This is a genomic window from Eisenbergiella massiliensis, assembly GCF_003435485.1.
In genome coordinates, this window is the sequence record NZ_QVLV01000002.1 from 572,455 (window position 1) to 589,072 (window position 16,618).

Annotated in this window: 11 protein-coding genes; 1 reads left to right on the forward strand and 10 read right to left on the reverse strand. The window is 48.9% G+C overall.

Annotated elements, in window-relative coordinates; translation table 11 throughout:
• Window positions 1-5 precede the first annotated feature (5 nt).
• The 7 genes from DXC51_RS05175 to DXC51_RS05210 all read right to left on the reverse strand — a co-directional run bounded on the left by DXC51_RS05175 (window position 6) and on the right by DXC51_RS05210 (window position 11,488).
• Window positions 6-926 carry an ABC transporter permease gene (locus DXC51_RS05175; RefSeq protein WP_021638685.1) on the reverse strand — a complete coding sequence of 307 codons (921 nt, stop codon included), beginning with the start codon at window positions 924-926 and terminating at the stop codon, window positions 6-8.
• 104 nt (window positions 927-1,030) lie between these two features.
• On the reverse strand, window positions 1,031-2,725 hold the full coding sequence (locus tag DXC51_RS05180) for an extracellular solute-binding protein (RefSeq protein WP_021638686.1): 1,695 nt from the start codon (window positions 2,723-2,725) through the stop codon (window positions 1,031-1,033).
• A gap of 221 nt (window positions 2,726-2,946) precedes the next feature.
• Window positions 2,947-5,235, reverse strand: coding sequence for a helix-turn-helix domain-containing protein (locus DXC51_RS05185; RefSeq protein WP_035323315.1), 2,289 nt, complete (start codon window positions 5,233-5,235; stop codon window positions 2,947-2,949).
• A gap of 260 nt (window positions 5,236-5,495) precedes the next feature.
• Window positions 5,496-7,517, reverse strand: a complete 2,022-nt coding sequence (locus DXC51_RS05195; protein ID WP_117544004.1) for an alginate lyase family protein — start codon at window positions 7,515-7,517, stop codon at window positions 5,496-5,498.
• A gap of 120 nt (window positions 7,518-7,637) precedes the next feature.
• Window positions 7,638-8,816, reverse strand: a complete 1,179-nt coding sequence (locus tag DXC51_RS05200; protein WP_102289117.1) for a glycoside hydrolase family 88 protein — start codon at window positions 8,814-8,816, stop codon at window positions 7,638-7,640.
• Between the two features lie 198 nt (window positions 8,817-9,014).
• The gene (locus DXC51_RS05205) at window positions 9,015-10,145 is read right to left on the reverse strand and encodes a Gfo/Idh/MocA family protein (protein ID WP_117544005.1); all 1,131 of its coding nucleotides are present in this window, start codon (window positions 10,143-10,145) and stop codon (window positions 9,015-9,017) included.
• Window positions 10,146-10,267: 122 nt separating this feature from the next.
• Window positions 10,268-11,488 (reverse strand): GGDEF domain-containing protein, encoded by a 1,221-nt coding sequence (locus tag DXC51_RS05210; protein WP_117544006.1) that lies wholly within the window; start codon window positions 11,486-11,488, stop codon window positions 10,268-10,270.
• 238 nt (window positions 11,489-11,726) lie between these two features.
• Between DXC51_RS05210 and DXC51_RS05215 the strand changes: the two genes are divergently transcribed.
• A complete protein-coding gene (locus DXC51_RS05215; protein WP_117544007.1) occupies window positions 11,727-12,509 on the forward strand; it encodes a LytR/AlgR family response regulator transcription factor in 783 nt (260 codons plus the stop codon).
• Window positions 12,510-12,554: 45 nt separating this feature from the next.
• On the opposite strand, the gene DXC51_RS05220 is transcribed toward DXC51_RS05215, so the two are convergent.
• From DXC51_RS05220 to DXC51_RS05230, 3 genes are all read right to left on the reverse strand, one after another.
• Window positions 12,555-13,880: a glycoside hydrolase family 140 protein gene (locus DXC51_RS05220; protein WP_117544008.1), complete on the reverse strand. Its 1,326-nt coding sequence runs from the start codon at window positions 13,878-13,880 to the stop codon at window positions 12,555-12,557.
• Window positions 13,881-14,010: 130 nt separating this feature from the next.
• Window positions 14,011-15,603: an ABC transporter substrate-binding protein gene (locus tag DXC51_RS05225; RefSeq protein ID WP_117544009.1), complete on the reverse strand. Its 1,593-nt coding sequence runs from the start codon at window positions 15,601-15,603 to the stop codon at window positions 14,011-14,013.
• 27 nt (window positions 15,604-15,630) lie between these two features.
• Window positions 15,631-16,542, reverse strand: a complete 912-nt coding sequence (locus tag DXC51_RS05230) for a carbohydrate ABC transporter permease (RefSeq protein WP_102289121.1) — start codon at window positions 16,540-16,542, stop codon at window positions 15,631-15,633.
• Window positions 16,543-16,618: the final 76 nt, after the last annotated feature.

Below are 16,618 nucleotides of genomic sequence, written 5' to 3' on the forward strand. Positions count from 1 at the left end.
CCTCCTTACCACAGGCTGCTCTCTGTTGTCCGTTTGGAAATCTGGTTTGTCACAAACAACAGAATACAGTTAATCACAGAGTTAAACAGACCGATTGCCGTAGAATAGCTCCAGTCCTGTTCAATCAGACCTGCCCGGTATACATAGGAGGAAATGATATCTGCGGTTTCATAGGTAGACGGATTGTACAGCAGGATCGTCTTTTCATAGCCCATGCTCATCAGGGAGCCCATTCTCAGAATCAACATGATGATGATGGTCGGCGCGATGCCGGGAAGGGTTACGTGCAGCAGCTGCTTCCATTTGCCCGCTCCGTCGATGGAGGCGGCTTCATACAGCTGGCTGTCCACGCCCGACAATGCGGAAAGATAGATGATGGAGCCCCAGCCCACCTCCTGCCATATGCTGGACACCGTATAAATGGTACGGAAATAGGCCGGATCCTGCAACAGGGGAACCCTCGTTCCGCCGAACAATGCGATGATATCATTAAAAAGTCCCGTGGTCAGACAGAAATCCTTGATCATACCGCAGGCAACTACCAGTGATATAAAGTGGGGAAGGTAGGTAATCGTCTGGGAGACCTTTTTGAACTTTTTCCCTTTCACCTCATTCAGCAGAAGCGCCAGGATAATAGGCGCAGGGAAACCGAAAATAATACTGTAAATACTCAAAAGCAGGGTATTTCTCAGAAGCCTTCCGAAATAAGGGCTGCTGAAAAACCTGGTGAAGTTTTCCATTCCCACCCATTCGCTTCCGAACACGCCCTTGGCCGGCGTATAGTCCTTAAAAGCAATAATTGCGCCGTACATAGGCTTGTACATAAAAATTGCATAGAAAATAATTACAGGTAAAACCAGCAGATACAACGACCAGTTTCGCTGAAAGTCTTTTTTGATTCTATAACCCAACGAATTCCCCTTCATTTTTTTCAATCCTTTCTGGTGATTTGAAAACAGCCGGGGACTGTTTGCACAACCGCCCCCGGCCGTATATGTTCCGGAATCAACCGGCGTTTTCTTGCTTCAGATTATCTTGCATTGTAGCGTTCCAGAGCCGCATTTTCGATTTCAAGCGCTCTGTCAAGCTTCATGCCGTTCAATGTTTCAATGTAGTTATCCCAGTTGTCGAAGCTTTCCGTACCGAAGATGAACTTTAAGGACATTTCAGCAACATAGGTTCCCAGTTCGTTGGTAATGGTAGCCAGCTCCTTGGATTCATCCTGTGTGGGAGTGATGTTGGGAACGGTGTGCTTTCTTGCATCCGGGACAGCCCATACGCTGGGGCATTCCTTTACGGTAGGAAGCTGCAGGTACTGCTCAAGGTAATTCAGATCCTGAATGAAAGGTCCGTTGTAGTTAGCGCGGATGTATTTTGCCAGGGACTGTGCAAGCGGCCAGCCGTCCGGGTTGTTGGTAACAACGTCCGTATATTCTGCCTTGCCGTCCTTCATTTCATAGGAAACGCCTTCAATACCGAAGTTGAACAGGTTATGTCCTGCTTCGGAATAACCGTAATCCAGGAATTTTGCAGCCAGTTCCACGTTCTTGCAGCTGGATGTAATTGCAGCGGCAACATCAGGGAACTGATTTTCCACATAGCCGTATTCCGGTGTTGCTCCCTTTTCCGTGGTAGGGGTGGGGGTTGCAACCAGGGTGTATTCAGGATTGGTCTGCTGTGCGCTGGTCATGAACAGCTGCATACGGCTTGCTGCCCAGCCTACGGATGCGCCGGCCTTGTCACTTGTCATCTTCGCAGTTACCTGATCACCGTTCAGGGTTGCGATATCCCTGTCGATCAGGCCTTCTTCATACCACTGGTTCAGTGTCATCAGATATTCCTTGTAACCCTCCTGAGCGGGAGCAAAGGCAACCTTGCCTTCATCGTCCAGAATGAACTGTGTGCCGTTTGCGGTACCAACCTTAAATGCAAATGCAATGGGGTTGGAATCCTTGAAGTTTGTCCAGTCAAAGCAAAGAGGAGCTTCCGCACCTTTTTTCTCTTTGAATGCGGTCAGGACTTCATGCCACTCGTCAACGGTGGTAGGAACCTCCAGGCCAAGCTCATCCAGCCAGTCCTGACGGATAAAGCCGCCTACGGTATAGCAGAGCTTATCCTCGCCGCGGATGAAAGGGAATGCAAAGTAATTTCCGTCATCCGTCTTGATCATCTTGTCAACCTCAGGATTTTCTGCCAGATACTTTTTAATGTTCGGGCAGTACTGGTCAAAGATATCGTTCAAAGGAATAATAACGCCGTCCTTGATTGCCTTTTCCGGTCCGCCGGGATACTGCTTCACCCACTGCCATTCCATAATATCAGGAAGGCTTCCGTCCGCAACAATCAGGTTGAACTGTTCTTTTTCCTGTCCGGACGCCGGATGCTGGAATTCTACCGTAACACCGGTCTGCTCCTGCCATGCCTTGCCCAGTTCTGTTTCTCCTAAATTAGTAAAGTTAGCGGATACGTTAGGATTGAGCTGAAGCCAGTAGGTAAGGGTTCCTCCCTCAGCAAGGGGATATGTAACCTCTGCAGGCGCAGCCGCCTCTTCTGCATCCGAACCTCCTGCTGTCGTTTCCGCAGCTTCATTTGCATTAGAGGTTTCCTTCACCTGTGCTCCTGCATCGGTGCTCTCCCCTGCGGAGCTGCCGCAGCCTGCCAGCAGGGATGCCGCCGTCAGTGCCGCTGTCAGTAATGCAACCGGCTTTTTCAGATTTCTTCTCATAAAACTTCCTCCTTCATAATGTTTTTAAGATATTTGCTATCTTAATTTTCGAAAGAACATGGCCTTTATGCTATTTATGCATCTTGCATGTCTTTTTGTTCATTTTACATATGTCTCTATACATTTTATATAGACAAAACATAAAAAAGGTTGACAAAATCGAATGATCTTATCAACCTTTATTGATGATTTATTAAATCTATCTGCTTTTTCAGAAAAAACTACCTGCCGCTTTTCAGCTGCCCGGGCGTGGCGCCTGTAAATTTCTTGAAAGTCCTGATAAAAGTGGAGCTGTCGCGGAAACCAACCCGCTCCGCCGCCTCCACAACGCTGATTCCTTCCGCCAGAAGCCTCTCCGCTTCATCAATACGGGTCTGATTGATAAACTTCAAAAGGCTGTCCCCTGTGCATTTTTTGTAAATTGAAGACAAATAGGCGGGCGTCATATGGAAATACAGCCCTGTCTGGGATATATTCAGGTCGGGATTGCTGAAATTTTCCTGGATATATTCCTGTATTTTCTGGCACAGCTGCTGGTTCTGGCTGTATCCGCTGCCCTGTATTTCAGGGGTACGGCATAATTCTTCCACTGCTGCGGAAAATTTGTCCTTGATTTTATCCAGCGGAAGCTTGATGGATATTTCATTCAGGCCAAGCTCCTTATCGGAAGGCTCTCCTACCTCCTGGGCGGCCTTCATCAGAGTACCGATTAAATCATATAAAAGGTATTTGAACATTTCAGGGGATGCTTTGATTTCCAGGAAATTCACATCCAGTATTTTATTTATATAGGATACGGCAAGCTGGCTGTTGTGGTTTTTCACCGCCGAGATGATGCGTTCCTCCTGCTCGGTGGGATAATCGTACTTTTTATGGGAGCTGTTGCGGATTTCCCGGTAGCTGATGAAGTCTGGATCCAGCACGGACACGAATTCCTCCGCTTCCTTTGCCTCCAGCCAGGACAGATGCACTCCTTCCAGCCCATTGTGGGGTTCTCCCGCCAGGACGGCCACGCGGAAATTAAAATTGTCATAAATAAACTTCTGCATGGCATCTACAATTTCCGCCAGGCGCTCCTCATAGGCCGTATCTTCTTTCCCCAGGCTTAAAATCATGGCTACCATATCTCCCAGCTCCACCTTTTCCAGCCGGAAGCTTTCTGACAGCCCTTCCCCGAAAACATTGCCTATGATAAATTTACGCAGACTGTTTTTCTGTATGTATTCCTCCTGGCTGTCTCCCCGGTTCGGCGCATCCTTTACCAGGAACAGCAGGACCAGGTTCCTTCCCTCCCTGAATTGTCTGCAGATAAGCTCGCGGTCCGGCGTGTCCCCGCTTTCATCATAGGCATTGATCAGCAGATCCGTCAGGTAATACTGCTTCACCACCTCCTGGCTCCTGCTCACCAGCTGTTTGAAATCTGAGCGTTCCTCCAGAAGCAGCATCGCTTTTTCCTTCAGATACAGATATTCATTATCAACATATGCGCCTTCCTCCTCATCATGCTTCCTGAATACCTCAAGAAGCACCTTCAGAGGGTTATAATTGATTTTCATCATACGGGATGCCGCCCAGAAGCCGGTAAGCAGGCAGACAAAAATACCCACGACAAAAATATTTTTCATTTTGCTCGCCGAACCGCTGATCAGCTTCTCCGGCATCAGAAGGACATATTTCCAGTCAAATACATCGGAAAAAACAGTTCTTATGATATAAGTCTCGCCCTTCCATTCCGTTTTCTGGTCCCCTCCCTGTTCCAGATTATCATAGCTGATCGCAATATCGCTGTATTCCTCCGGTCTGTTCATAATCTGGCCTTCCCGGTTGATGATCATCCAGTCCAGCCCGGACTCCCAGGCCGCCAGCTCAATGCTGCTGTTGAGCGCTTCCATATCCAGCCACATTCCTATCATGGCGGAGGATTCCCCAAAGTCTCCCTTCAGGTTCGTCATAGTCAGAAGCAGGGCAGGCCTTCCTCCCGTCCATTTACTGTCCATCCGGATGGAATCACGGAAATGGTACTCAGACAGGTGGGTTTTCAGCCTGTCCCGGGCCGCAGTCTCTCCCTCATCAAAACAGTACAGCTCACAGTACATGGAAAAATCCATATTGCCGAAGGAGGAAACCACCTTATCGCTGTTCTTAAAGTAAACCATGATATCCTTGCAGAAGCTTCCGTTTTTATTGATGGAGACCTGCAGATCCGAAAGCTCGTTCTGCAGCTGGTAGAGCTGGTAGGAATTATCAGAACGGAACTCCCCGCGCACGGCGGACAGCTGCTGCACATTTTTATTCAGGGCCAGCTGGATCAACGCATTTTCATAATAGCCCAGCTCCCTGTCACAGGTATTCTTTACTGTCTGGATAAGGCTTCGGTTAGAGGCATCCGCCTGATCCTTTGCTACACGATATGCATAAAAATAGAACAGGATCCCCATAGTAATCGGAATTAAAAAGATGAATGCATATGATAAATAAAGCTGCCGGTAAGCTTTTCCGTTCTTTTTCATTTCGCTTACTTCCTTCCACACGCCTTAGATTTTTTTACCGCAATGGCATTCTGATGATATATAATTGATTTTATCACAAAACTCTTACTGAAAACAGTACAAATGTAATTATTTTCCATACCATTGTCCAGGCCGGATAACAGCCCGGACGGGGCTGAACTGCTGCGGCATCCGGACATATAAGTCGTTTTTTATTCCCGCCCATAAAAAAGAGGCTTATGCAAGCCCCTTTTTTATCTTCCATGCCCCATGTCACATTTTCAGACATGAAGTACTTCTCCTCCGTAAACCCGTTCTCCCTCTTTTACGCCGGTTACATCGAACACACACACATTTCCGGCGCCAAAGCAGTTATCTGCAATGACGGCATCCGAACCATGGAAAACCTCATTATGACACAGAATCACCACATAACTTCTGTCTCCCGCCGTAACTTTTACCGCCTGCGCTTCATCATCCGCAAGCTTCACCTGGCGGGTATGGCTGCGGACCTCCAGAAGCTCTGCCCTGGCAAGTTCCGTCAGGGCGTCTCCGCCGTTTATGACCGTAATCATGCTGGCAAAGCCTTCTTTTTTCAGTCTGGCCGTCAGGCAGCTGTTTTCTTCCCATTGGTTATAGTGCCGGGAGGTAATGCCCGTCCCCTGTTCCAACACAGTCCCTTCCGTAAGGAAACGGAAATATGCTGCGTTCTTTTTCCCACGGAAGGCCGCCATGCTGCCGTCTGTCTGAAGCCTTCCTTCCGGCGCAAAATGGAAAAACTGCCTGTATTCATGCTCTCCCGCTGCGTAAAACTGATCGTTAATCAGGTATATGTCCGGTTTTATCCAGATAACGCGGCGGTTTACGAAAATTCCCTCCGATATGTAGCCCAGGTGGCCGCCCTGCACAAAATCAGCTGTTTTTCCGAAACGAAAGCTTCTGTTCACAGGAAGAGACAGCTTCTCCGTCTCCCAGGAATCCGCAAAAGTCGTGAAGGATTTTCCATCCACCGTTGTTGTATTGTGCCCCGGATTGTCCTTCAGGGTAAAACGGATGGGCACATTCATATAGGTAGATCTGCCGCCGTCCACCAGGACATCCTCGCCGTTTATCACCAGATCCACATGCAGCTTGTCCCCATGGCAGTGGCCCGTGCTCATGGCCCCGCAGGTAAAATGAAGCAGATTGGCATCCTTTTCCCAGCTTTCACGAAGATAATAATTCCCGCTGTCCTTAAGGGCCGCCGAAGTAAAATCAGGCGGCAGGCAGGCAAGGGCGTCATAGCCGGCGACGGCTCCGTACCCGAAATCCCATGCGCTTTCATAATCCAGCCGCGGGAAGCCTGAATATTTCAAAACCGGGTCCTTGAAAAGCCATGCGCCCATGGTGATCTTGTCCCTCAAATCCGTATCGTCGGAATCTCCCTGGGTAAACTGGCAGCCATCCGGCTTTTTCCATATGACATTGGCCAGCGCCATACGGTGCACCGCATCCTCCATGGCCGGATCCAGCCGTATGCCGTTGGCTTTTGCCAGGTAAATCACGCAGCAAAGGCAGTGATATACTTCGTTATGGTACATGGGCGACTGCTCCCACTGGCTGCCGTCTTCATAAACCTGCACCTTAACTGACTCCCGGATACGCTTAAGCGCCAGAGCCGCCCAGCGTCCGGTTTCCTCCGTTTGAGGCAGCCCCATGGCAATTTCAAACAGGCCGCTGTTCTCCAGGACACACCAGTTGCTCTGCAGCCTGGCATCCCCGCCCTTTTCCACAAGCCTTTGTGCATGGAGGCGCAGGCAGGCTGCAAAACGTTCCAGAAAATCCTCCGTTATCAGGCTGCTGTCCTTAAAATAGCGGATGGCCTTCGTCCACGTCTCTCCCCGCAGCCCGGTTTCCAGCATGCGCCAGGGTCCGGTTCCGGTCTTTTCATTCAGGGGCACCCGGTCCATCCAGTCATTTATCAGCCGCAGAAAGCCCTTTACGTATTTTTCATCTCCGGTCAGCCTCCAGGCCTGTCCCAGACAGATGAAATATCTGTGGCGGTTAAACTGCCAGACAAATTCCGGATCTCCCGAAGGTGTGAAGCTCCAGTCGATATCCTCCGGAAAGGTCACAGGCTCATAGGTCCGCTCCATATCCCAGCTTAAGTCAAAGAGGAAGGTGTTTTCACATACCTCGTCCGCAATGCGTAGGATATGGTTTACGTCCTCTTCCCAGTTTTCCCGGCAGTAAGCCGCCAGTTTTCCCGGATCCGGCACAAAATAGCAGGAATCCGGTCTGTCAAAATATTGATCCAATGTCATTTTTTTCCGCTCCTATCCGCCCGCTTGCGCGGGCAGGCAGCTAATGGCTGCCGTCAGATTCGGGAGGCCGAAAGCGCGCCGCCTTCAGCCCGTTGTCCTTTCTGTCCCCGCAGTACGCAATCAATACCAGTAAGGTTCCCAGTCGCGGGAAAGCCTGGTAAGCGCTTCCATGTAAAAATAGTCGCCCCAGATCACACATTCATCCACGCCGTTGTTGGGGCAGGTGTTGTAGGGAGAGCTTTTTGCATAGGTTCCGTGAAACAGCAGTCCGTTGGACTGTGCAGGATCGGTAACCGCACATTCCATTACCAGCGCATACAGAAGCCGTCTGGCCATTCCCGTATAGTAAGCCGCCTTTTCTTCCGGCAGGTATTTGCTCATTTCCAGCATGCCGCAGGCCGCAATCGCCGCCGCAGAGGAATCCCTGGGCTCCTCGCTGCCGTCGCAGAAGTCAAAATCCCAATAAGGGACCATATCCTTGGGCAGATGCTCCAGGAAATAATCTGTTACCTTGCAGAAAATATCGGCATATTCATCATCCCGCAGGAATTTGTAGGCAAGCGCGGAGCCATAGATGCCCCAGGCCTGTCCTCTGGCCCAGGCGGAGCCGTCGCGGTAGCCCTGATGGGTAACTCCCTTTTTCGGTTCACCCGTATTCACATCAAAGAAAAAGGTATGATATGTGGAATGATCCTCTCTGATGATATTCTTCATTGCAGTCTTGATATGTGCTTCCGCTTTTTTTGCATATTCTCCGTTTCCGGTCACCTCTCCGGCCCAGAAAAGAAGCGGCATGTTCAGCAGGCAGTCAATGATCAGACGGTAATTGTTCTCGTCTCCCAGCGTCCCCCATGCCTGGAAGAACTGGCCTTTTTCGTGAAAGCGGGTCATAAGATTGTCGGCAGCCATGATCGCCGCTTCCTTTCCGGTCTCATTTCCGGTAAGCTTGTAAGCAGCCACACAGGAGGGACAGTATAAAAAGCCCATATCGTGATGGTTTACGCCGTCCTTTTCCTTTATTCTCCTGTAAAAATCCTGCACCTCAATCTCTGCGGTTTTCTTCAAAGCTTCATCGCCTGTCTTTTCATAAGCCAGCCATACCTCGCCGGTCCAGAAGCCCGGCGTCCACTCATAATTGCTTCCCGGCTGGTAAAAATGATTTACGCTGGCGGACGGCGGAAATTTTTCCGTGAACTCGGCTGTGGCCGTTTTGATCAGCTCCGCCGCTTTGTCATACGCGGCCTTCAGCATCCCCTCATCAATCTCTTTGTGCTGCAGTAATTCTTCCCTTGTCTGCATAATACCTCTCCTCCTTTTTCCATATCCGTCCCGGCAGCCTGAGCCGGGCGGGACAGTCCATACATTTATTATAGTAATTATGCGGCAAAAAGTATATCGACAAAACTTCAGATTCGGTTTGCATAATTTCGATTCCGGGCAGAACTTAGCCCGAAGCTGCCGGGAGGCTTACCGGATATATGTCTTTTGGGACAAGGTTTAATCCAGGCTGAAGACGCCGTTTAAGGCTTCCGGTTTTAACGGCCTTGGGCGTTCACAGGAGGAATGAATTTCACAGAAGGAGCCTGTTTCGCTGCTCTTCATGATTGCCGTAATGATTTCAAGCACATGATAAGCCATTTCCTTCCCCGCGCGGCAGGGCCTTCCTGCCCGGATGGCATGGGCCATTTCTGCAGGGCCGATTCCTCTGGAATTATCCGAAAAGCCGAATATGTCAGGAAGGCTCTGCGGTTTGGGAGGATTTGCAAAATCAAAGGAGGCCGGGAGATATAAAACCTCGCCGCCGAACTGGTTCGGATCGGGAAGCCTGAGAATTCCCCTGGTTCCGTAGATGGTAATTCCCGCCTGGTCAAAAATAATGCTGTCCCCGTTCAACTGGAAAGTGCCGGTAAAGCCGTCCGAAAAATCCAGCACTGCGGATACCTGGCTTTCATTTTTATGAATCATTTCTTTCCCGAAATCAGGACTGGACGGATTGCAGTTTGTACGCAGCGGATAGGGATTGCGGACAATGCCGCAGGCCCGCCTGACGCTTCCCAGTATGCTCACAAGCGCGGTCAGGTAATACACGCCGTAATCGTAACAGATTCCTCCGCCAGGCATGAGAAGGAAGGAACTGATGCTGCACAGGAAATTCAGATCCCGGTTAGCAGCCACGGTACAGGAGGTGATTTCCCCGATCAGGCCGTCATCAATCGCCTTCCTGGCGGTCTGGAAGGACGAACCAAGAAAGGTATCCGGCGCAGAACCAAGGTACAGGCCTTTTTCCTCCGAAAGCCTGACCAGCTCCGCGGCCTCCTCCAGGCTGACGGTCATGCTCTTTTCCGTGTATACATGTTTTCCTGCCTCAAGAGCCTTTTTGATAATTTCATAGTGCGCCGGAGCCGGAGTAAGATTAACAATCAGTTCAATGGACTCGTCCGCCAGGATTTCCTCATAGGTGGAGGCCTTTATTCCGTACTGCTGCGCTTTCCGGGCGGCATGCTCCGGATTTCTCGCACAGCAGGCCGCAACCTCCAGAATATCAAAGCGGTTTATCATATTGGTGAGATAGATATCGCTGATCGCTCCGCAGCCTACCACGGCGGTTTTCATGGGTTTTTCATCCATAGGTGTATTTCCTTTCTTTATTGCAGCTGTTTTGTTTCTTCGCAGCTTCTGTTCTTATTATGGAAAAGTATAACACACCTCTCTGCGCTCCGCCATGAATTTTCCCGTCCTTTCCCCATTCCTTAATCAGCCTTTTTTCGGTGTTTTTTCATTTCATACATCTTTTCATCCGCCGCATGGAGAAGGTCGGAAACGGAACAGAATGGCAGCTTCTGCGCATCGGCAATACCGTAGCTGACAATGGGACAGATTTTTTTATCCGGCCACAGGAAAAACTGAGCCAGCCTTTTATTAACCTCCTGCATCAACAATTCAGCTTCCTCTTCGTTTCTGTCCGGAAGCAGGACAAGAAATTCATCTCCTCCCAGCCTGCTCACATTTTTTCTTTCAAACAGTTCCAGAAGCACTCTAGCTACCGCCGTGAGATAGCGGTCTCCTTCCTGATGCCCCAAAGTATCATTTACATATTTCAGCCCATCCAGATCGATCATGCATACACAAAGCTTTTTCTTTTCCTTCAGCGCCCTCTGGAGCGCCAGCAATCCGTACCTGCGGCTTGACGTATTGGTCAGCACATCCGTATAGGCTTCGCTTTTCAGCTCGCCAATGTCCCGATTGGTCTGTTCCAGCAGCTGTTCCAGTTCTCTGGACTTTGTCTCATACACCTCCAGAATGCTCATTTTAACCGCATGGATGAAGGAAGTATAAAATGCGCCGAATAAAAGGACCGAAGTGACCACGAAAAAAAGAAGCATCAGCCCGGTGTACGGGTTTCCATCGAAAGCAATGCTTAAAATAAACAGATATGCATCAATAAGCAGCTGGGATGTGGTAGTAAAATAGAGCTGGTTCCTGTTGCTGATTAATTTCTGTATGGCATCCTGGGAAATGGTCCTTCGGAAAACCTCCAGGGATATGGTGGACGCCAGGGCTACCAGCAATATCAGCGCAGGATACAAATAGCTGCCACGGAAGCTTTCCATGGACCGTATCCTGCAGATCATTGAAAAAACCCCGAACAGCAGCATATATAAATCTGCCGTATGGAACAGATAAATACTGCTGGCAAACAGCGCAACCGAAAGGCTGTTCTGAAAAGCCAGCAGAAAATAAAGCGAAAGCAGACTGTACAGGAATATATAAACAACAATCATGGGAATGCCGGAAAATACTACCATCCAAAGCACCGCCAACGCGGCCGCGGGAACCATGATACCGCGTCCCCTGGTAAAAACAGGCATGCCAAGTATTTCCCGGGAATATCTGCATGCCTTAAAGCCATATATGATAAACGCAGCGTAGGAAGCCAGGATGAAACCCCAGTATTTACATAACTGTACCAAGCTCTTCCCCTCCTGTTCATAACCATTTACCCTATCTTATTCGAAAGTGCATAATAAGTGAATGAACGGGAAATCTTTGCCGGATAACGGTTGTTTAAGCGCAATTGGAAATTATTATTCGAAATCGGATTTTCATTGCGCGGATAAGCATAAAAATTAAATTTCGCATTTACATAATATGGAATAGCGCATTATAATAACATTGACCGTTATATGGAAATAAGGAAGGAATTATTGTATGAGGTACCAGAGATTTAAAGAGCAGGATATCATAGATAAAACACAGGATATGATACGTCTGCTGGTAAGCAGACAGTCTGATTCCTTTATGAAGCAGCTGGACGGAAGCTTTGTCCAGATTGGGGATTACGATCCCTTACTTATACAGAATGGCCCAGGGCCTGTAAGCCCGGGGCCGCTCAGCCCGGAGCCGGAAGTTAGCGAGGCAATATCCCAGGAAGAATACGCCGTTGTTTCCCATGAACGCTGTGTGTGGGTAATCTGCGGCTGTTTTTCCATTACGGCTTACATGGACGGCCGGTTGCTGTCCGCCTCGAAAATAGTGTTTACCTTTGTCTGGAGGCAGGCCGGGGAAAGGCTTCTTCTGGTTCATGCGAACATGTCCCACAGCAGGCCCCAGGCAAGGAATAACGGCGGTCTGGCAGATGCCGGAAAAAGCATTGTAAACGTACCGGCGCAGCCTCTGTCCGCCGAACCCGAAACCAAAATGTCCCTCAGGGATTTGAACGGGAGAATACATTATATCTTTCCTGCGGAAATCCTCTATATTAAATCAGACAACAAAATCTGCCACATCTTCACGGCGGAATCCGCATTTCCGGTCCGCATAACGCTGCACAGGCTGTACCGCCCTCCCTTTCTGCTGATTCACCGAAGCTATCTGGTGAACAGAAATTATGTCCGTGAAATCTGCCGTTACCAGGCAACCCTTCTGAACGGGATCCAGATTCCCATCGGGAAGGAAAAGTATATGGAGATAAAAAAGGCTCTCAGCTGCTGAGTAAGGCGTTGGGGAACTGTGGAGGAGCAGACTGCCCCTCCCTTTTTATGTCCTGATAACCAGCACGGCGTCCGTGCCGTCCTCTCTTTCGGGCGGCCGGAATTCCATCTGCATTCTTCCTGTCACATCGCAGATAAAGGTCTGCAGCCCGGTTACGGGATCCAGCCAGTAGGCACCCAGCTTTTTCCCCTGGTAATGTTCCAGGGACAGACTTATTGTCCTGCCGGTATAGGTATAGGCAAAAAGAAAATCTTCTCCGGCAAATACGCTGATATAATCGTATTTTTCCCCCTGTTCTTCCAACAGATAATCCTCTGCCGGCCTGCCGTGGGTAAAGTCCACGGACTGCATCAGCCGCTTCAGATGTATCATCTGCGCGCCGCCGGGATGATGTACGGCATCCGACCACAGATACCTGGCGCCGAAAGCCCCTTCCTCCGACAGATTATCATAAAACTGCATGATGGAATTATGGCCGTAGGTATGGCCCGCTGCGCCGGCGAACACGTTCCAGTAAGCGTACCGGCGCACATCCGCAGCCTTCCAGTAGGGCTGTTTTTTATCATGCAGCCCCTGCACCACCCATTCATAGGAGGGTTCTCCGTCCAGTACCGGCTTTGCCGGTTTTTTCCCATAGTCACGTTCCACATACCGCCAGCAGTCCTCCCCGAAGCAGCCCTCCGCTGCAGCATTGTCATCCCATGCGCCAAGCTCCGTCTGATCATACCGGCGGTGCCCCGACTGGAACAGGTTGAAATCCAGCCATTTTGCTTCATGAAACCAAAGGGAGGAACTGGTCCTGCCAAAGGGATGGTATCCTACCAGGCGTCCGGGATTATCCTGCTTCATTCTCTGTCCCATTCTTTCAAACAGGCCGGGATTCACATCCCCTCTCACATCGCCGCCCACAATCCATACGATATTGGACGCATCGTGATACCTGTCCAGGATAAAATCCATATAGGTATCCAGATTCTCTTCATTCAGGCTGCCCCCGGCGACGATGTTGCTTCCCCAGACAGGCAGGATCCCCATATAAAGTCCCAGTTCCTCCGCTATTCGTATGACTGAATCCACATGCTTCCAAAAACCGCCGTCCCTGTTAATCCTGTTGAAATCACCGTTTACCAGCGCTGCATCCCCGGCGCAATTTTCCTGTTCCGGGCTGTGAAGGAAATCCGCAAGGATTATATTGTACCCAAGCTCTTTTCGGTTTCTAAGATAATTCCGGGTTTCTTCCTCCGTCAGCCGGTGAAACAGCAGCCAGGCGGTATCTCCCATCCAGAAAAAGGGGGTATCCCCGCAGCTGAAATATCTGCCGTTTTCCGTTACCTTCAGTGCTCCCTGTTCCCAGGGCTTTGTGTAGGTCATGATATATATTCTCCTTCTTTTTTATAATCCTTTTCCCCGGTAAGCAGCCTCATAGATAAGCAATATAGGGATGTAAACCGGCGTAGTCTCCCGCCGGCCAACATCCCACATGCCTGTTTTTTCAGACTGCTTATTTTAAATTTTCCAGATACGCTGCCACCTGTGTTTTTGCTTCGTCCATTATCTTCTGAAGTCCGGCGGCTTCCGCCTGTTTATTGAACTCATCCAATGTCTTCTCAACATCATCTACCAATCCCAAATCCAGCAGCGGCACATACTGGGTATAAACGCTCTGAAGATTTGCGAGCTCATTCTTTACATTGCTGTCATCAAAGGAAAATGCTGCGGTAGGGCCTTCCAACGCTTTCTCCTTCCATATTTCACCGATTTCGTACTGATCCTTAAAGGTATCTTCCCTTGTCATATCATACATAGAATTTTTAAAGCCCCAGGAAAAGCCGTTGCCATAAGGATTACTGCTCATTTCTGCGCCGGGCTTCCAAAATCCCTCAGAAGCCACCTCATAATGCTTTCCTTCGATTCCGTGACGCACCAGATAATACAAATCTTTATCAAACTTCAGCAGATCCAGCGCCATAAAAGCACGGGCCTGATTTCTTGAATTTGCCAGGACAGCCACGCCGTCACCCGTATAAGCTGCCAGAAACCGATGTGCATCAGGCGTCAGATCACATACCTCAGGCTTCCATTCCGGATGGTTCTGCTCCACCTCGGATGCCGTTGCACCCACGGTTCCAAGGTTCTGTGAGAAAGATGCACTTGTTCCGTTAATAAAGGCTTCCTTGACATCCGTTGCGTTTGCAATTGCACTCTTGGACCAGAATCCTTTGTCCGCCCATTCTTTCATCTGTTTTGCAAAATCAAGATACTCCTGTGTCCCATACATCCATAACAGATCATCTGCTGTAAAATCTTCTGAATATTTATAGGAAATATAGTTTACAAGGGCACCTTCCAGCCTTACCCAGTCATTTTTAGCCTGAAGGAAAATAGCTTTATTTCTGTCATTGTTCTGCGATGCATCGTAAGCAAATGATACACCGGAATCCGGATCATTAGCTACCGCTGTATAATATTCTTCCAGATTATCCAGGTTTTCCAACCGATCCATGCCGTATTTTTCTCTCAGATCCCCACGGATCAGGATGGCATCCGCACTTACATTCGCCATATTGCAGGGCACAAAATATACCTTGCCTCCTATTTTGGCCTGTCCCCAGGAAGCCTCAGCCTGATTTTCCAGATGCAAAGGCATGTAATCATTGAGCACCTGATCCGTTACTTCCGCAAACGCCCCCTTATTTGCCTCTGACTGATAGAATGCCCATGTAGAGGTATAAATCAGGTCAATGCTCTCTCCCCCTGCAATAGTCAGCGCATATTTGGTGGAATAATCACTGAGAGACATATTTTTTAAAACAAGAGTTGCATTAATCTTCTCTTTCAGAATTTTGTTAATTTCTTCAAGCACCAGTCCCTCATCTTCCGTTTTGTCACCGATATAATACATTACCAGCTCCACAGGCTCAGATACATCCTGTCCGTTGTAGGTCATTGCGCCCTCTGCGGCTCCTTCCTGCTGTGTCCCGCCCTCGGTGGCAGCAGCCTGTCCTTCCGTTTTCTGTGTTCCGCAGCCTGCCAGCGATGTCAATGCACACGCACCTGCCAAAAGCAGGGCCAGGAATTTTTTTGCTTTTTTCATTTCAAATCCTCCACTTTATTTATTTTTTTATCCCTTCACTGCGCCCAGTGTAAGTCCCTTGATAAAATATCTCTGTACAAAAGGATAAAGCAGGATAATCGGCCCGGTTACCACGACGGTCAATGCCATTTTCATAGATTCAATGGGTACCGTATCTACCACCATGCCTGACTCAGCCGCAATTTTCCGCAGTTCCTTTGCATCATTAATCAGCTTATACAGCTGGTACTGAAGACTGTAGAGATGATCATTATTGATAAACAGCATTGAATTATACCAGTCATTCCAATAGGTCAGCGCCGTAAACAGCCCAATGGTGGCAACCACCGGTTTTGACAAGGGCCATATCAGCTTCATAAAAATAGAAAAGTCTCCCGCGCCGTCAATTTTTGCGGCTTCTGTCATTTCAAAAGGAATGCCTGCCATAAAGCCTTTCACCAGCAGGATATTCCATACCGAGACAATCCCCGGCAGGATCATGGCCCAGATGCTGTCCTTCAGCCCCAGATATTTAACACATAAAATGTACCATGGCATAAGCCCGCCGCTGAACAATGTTGTGAAAAAGTAAAAAAAGGAAAGACGGTTTCTCCATTCAAAATCTTTTCTCTGCAGTACGTAACCTGCCATTGTATTCAGAAATACGCTCAGTGCCGTACCAACCAGGGTGACAAATATGGTAACGCCATAGGCCCTGAGTATTGCCATGGGGCTTTGGAAAATCGTTTTGTAGCTTTCCAGTGACAGTTCCTTTGGAATAATACTATAGCCGTTTCGTATAATATAGTTCTCCGAGGTCAGTGAGGAGCCAATTACAATCAGAAACGGTATCAGACATACCAGGGCAAACAGGAATATCAAGGGATAGCCCACTGCCTTGAAGGTAAAAACATCCCTGGAGATATGTCTCCTTACGGAGGGCTTCACAGTTTTGCTCATAATTGTTTCCTCCTAGAATAATGATAGTCTCTCGGAATCTCTAAGCCAGTAAAATCAAGGCTTTCAGATTCTCTTT

Coding starts and splice junctions, on each gene's coding strand:
- DXC51_RS05175 (WP_021638685.1), bottom strand. CDS start 926: ATGAAGGGGAATTCGTTGGGTTATAGAATCAAAAAAGACTTTCAGCGA.
- DXC51_RS05180 (WP_021638686.1), bottom strand. CDS start 2,725: ATGAGAAGAAATCTGAAAAAGCCGGTTGCATTACTGACAGCGGCACTG.
- DXC51_RS05185 (WP_035323315.1), bottom strand. CDS start 5,235: ATGAAAAAGAACGGAAAAGCTTACCGGCAGCTTTATTTATCATATGCA.
- DXC51_RS05195 (WP_117544004.1), bottom strand. CDS start 7,517: ATGACATTGGATCAATATTTTGACAGACCGGATTCCTGCTATTTTGTG.
- DXC51_RS05200 (WP_102289117.1), bottom strand. CDS start 8,816: ATGCAGACAAGGGAAGAATTACTGCAGCACAAAGAGATTGATGAGGGG.
- DXC51_RS05205 (WP_117544005.1), bottom strand. CDS start 10,145: ATGGATGAAAAACCCATGAAAACCGCCGTGGTAGGCTGCGGAGCGATC.
- DXC51_RS05215 (WP_117544007.1), top strand. CDS start 11,727: ATGAGGTACCAGAGATTTAAAGAGCAGGATATCATAGATAAAACACAG.
- DXC51_RS05220 (WP_117544008.1), bottom strand. CDS start 13,880: ATGACCTACACAAAGCCCTGGGAACAGGGAGCACTGAAGGTAACGGAA.
- DXC51_RS05225 (WP_117544009.1), bottom strand. CDS start 15,603: ATGAAAAAAGCAAAAAAATTCCTGGCCCTGCTTTTGGCAGGTGCGTGT.
- DXC51_RS05230 (WP_102289121.1), bottom strand. CDS start 16,542: ATGAGCAAAACTGTGAAGCCCTCCGTAAGGAGACATATCTCCAGGGAT.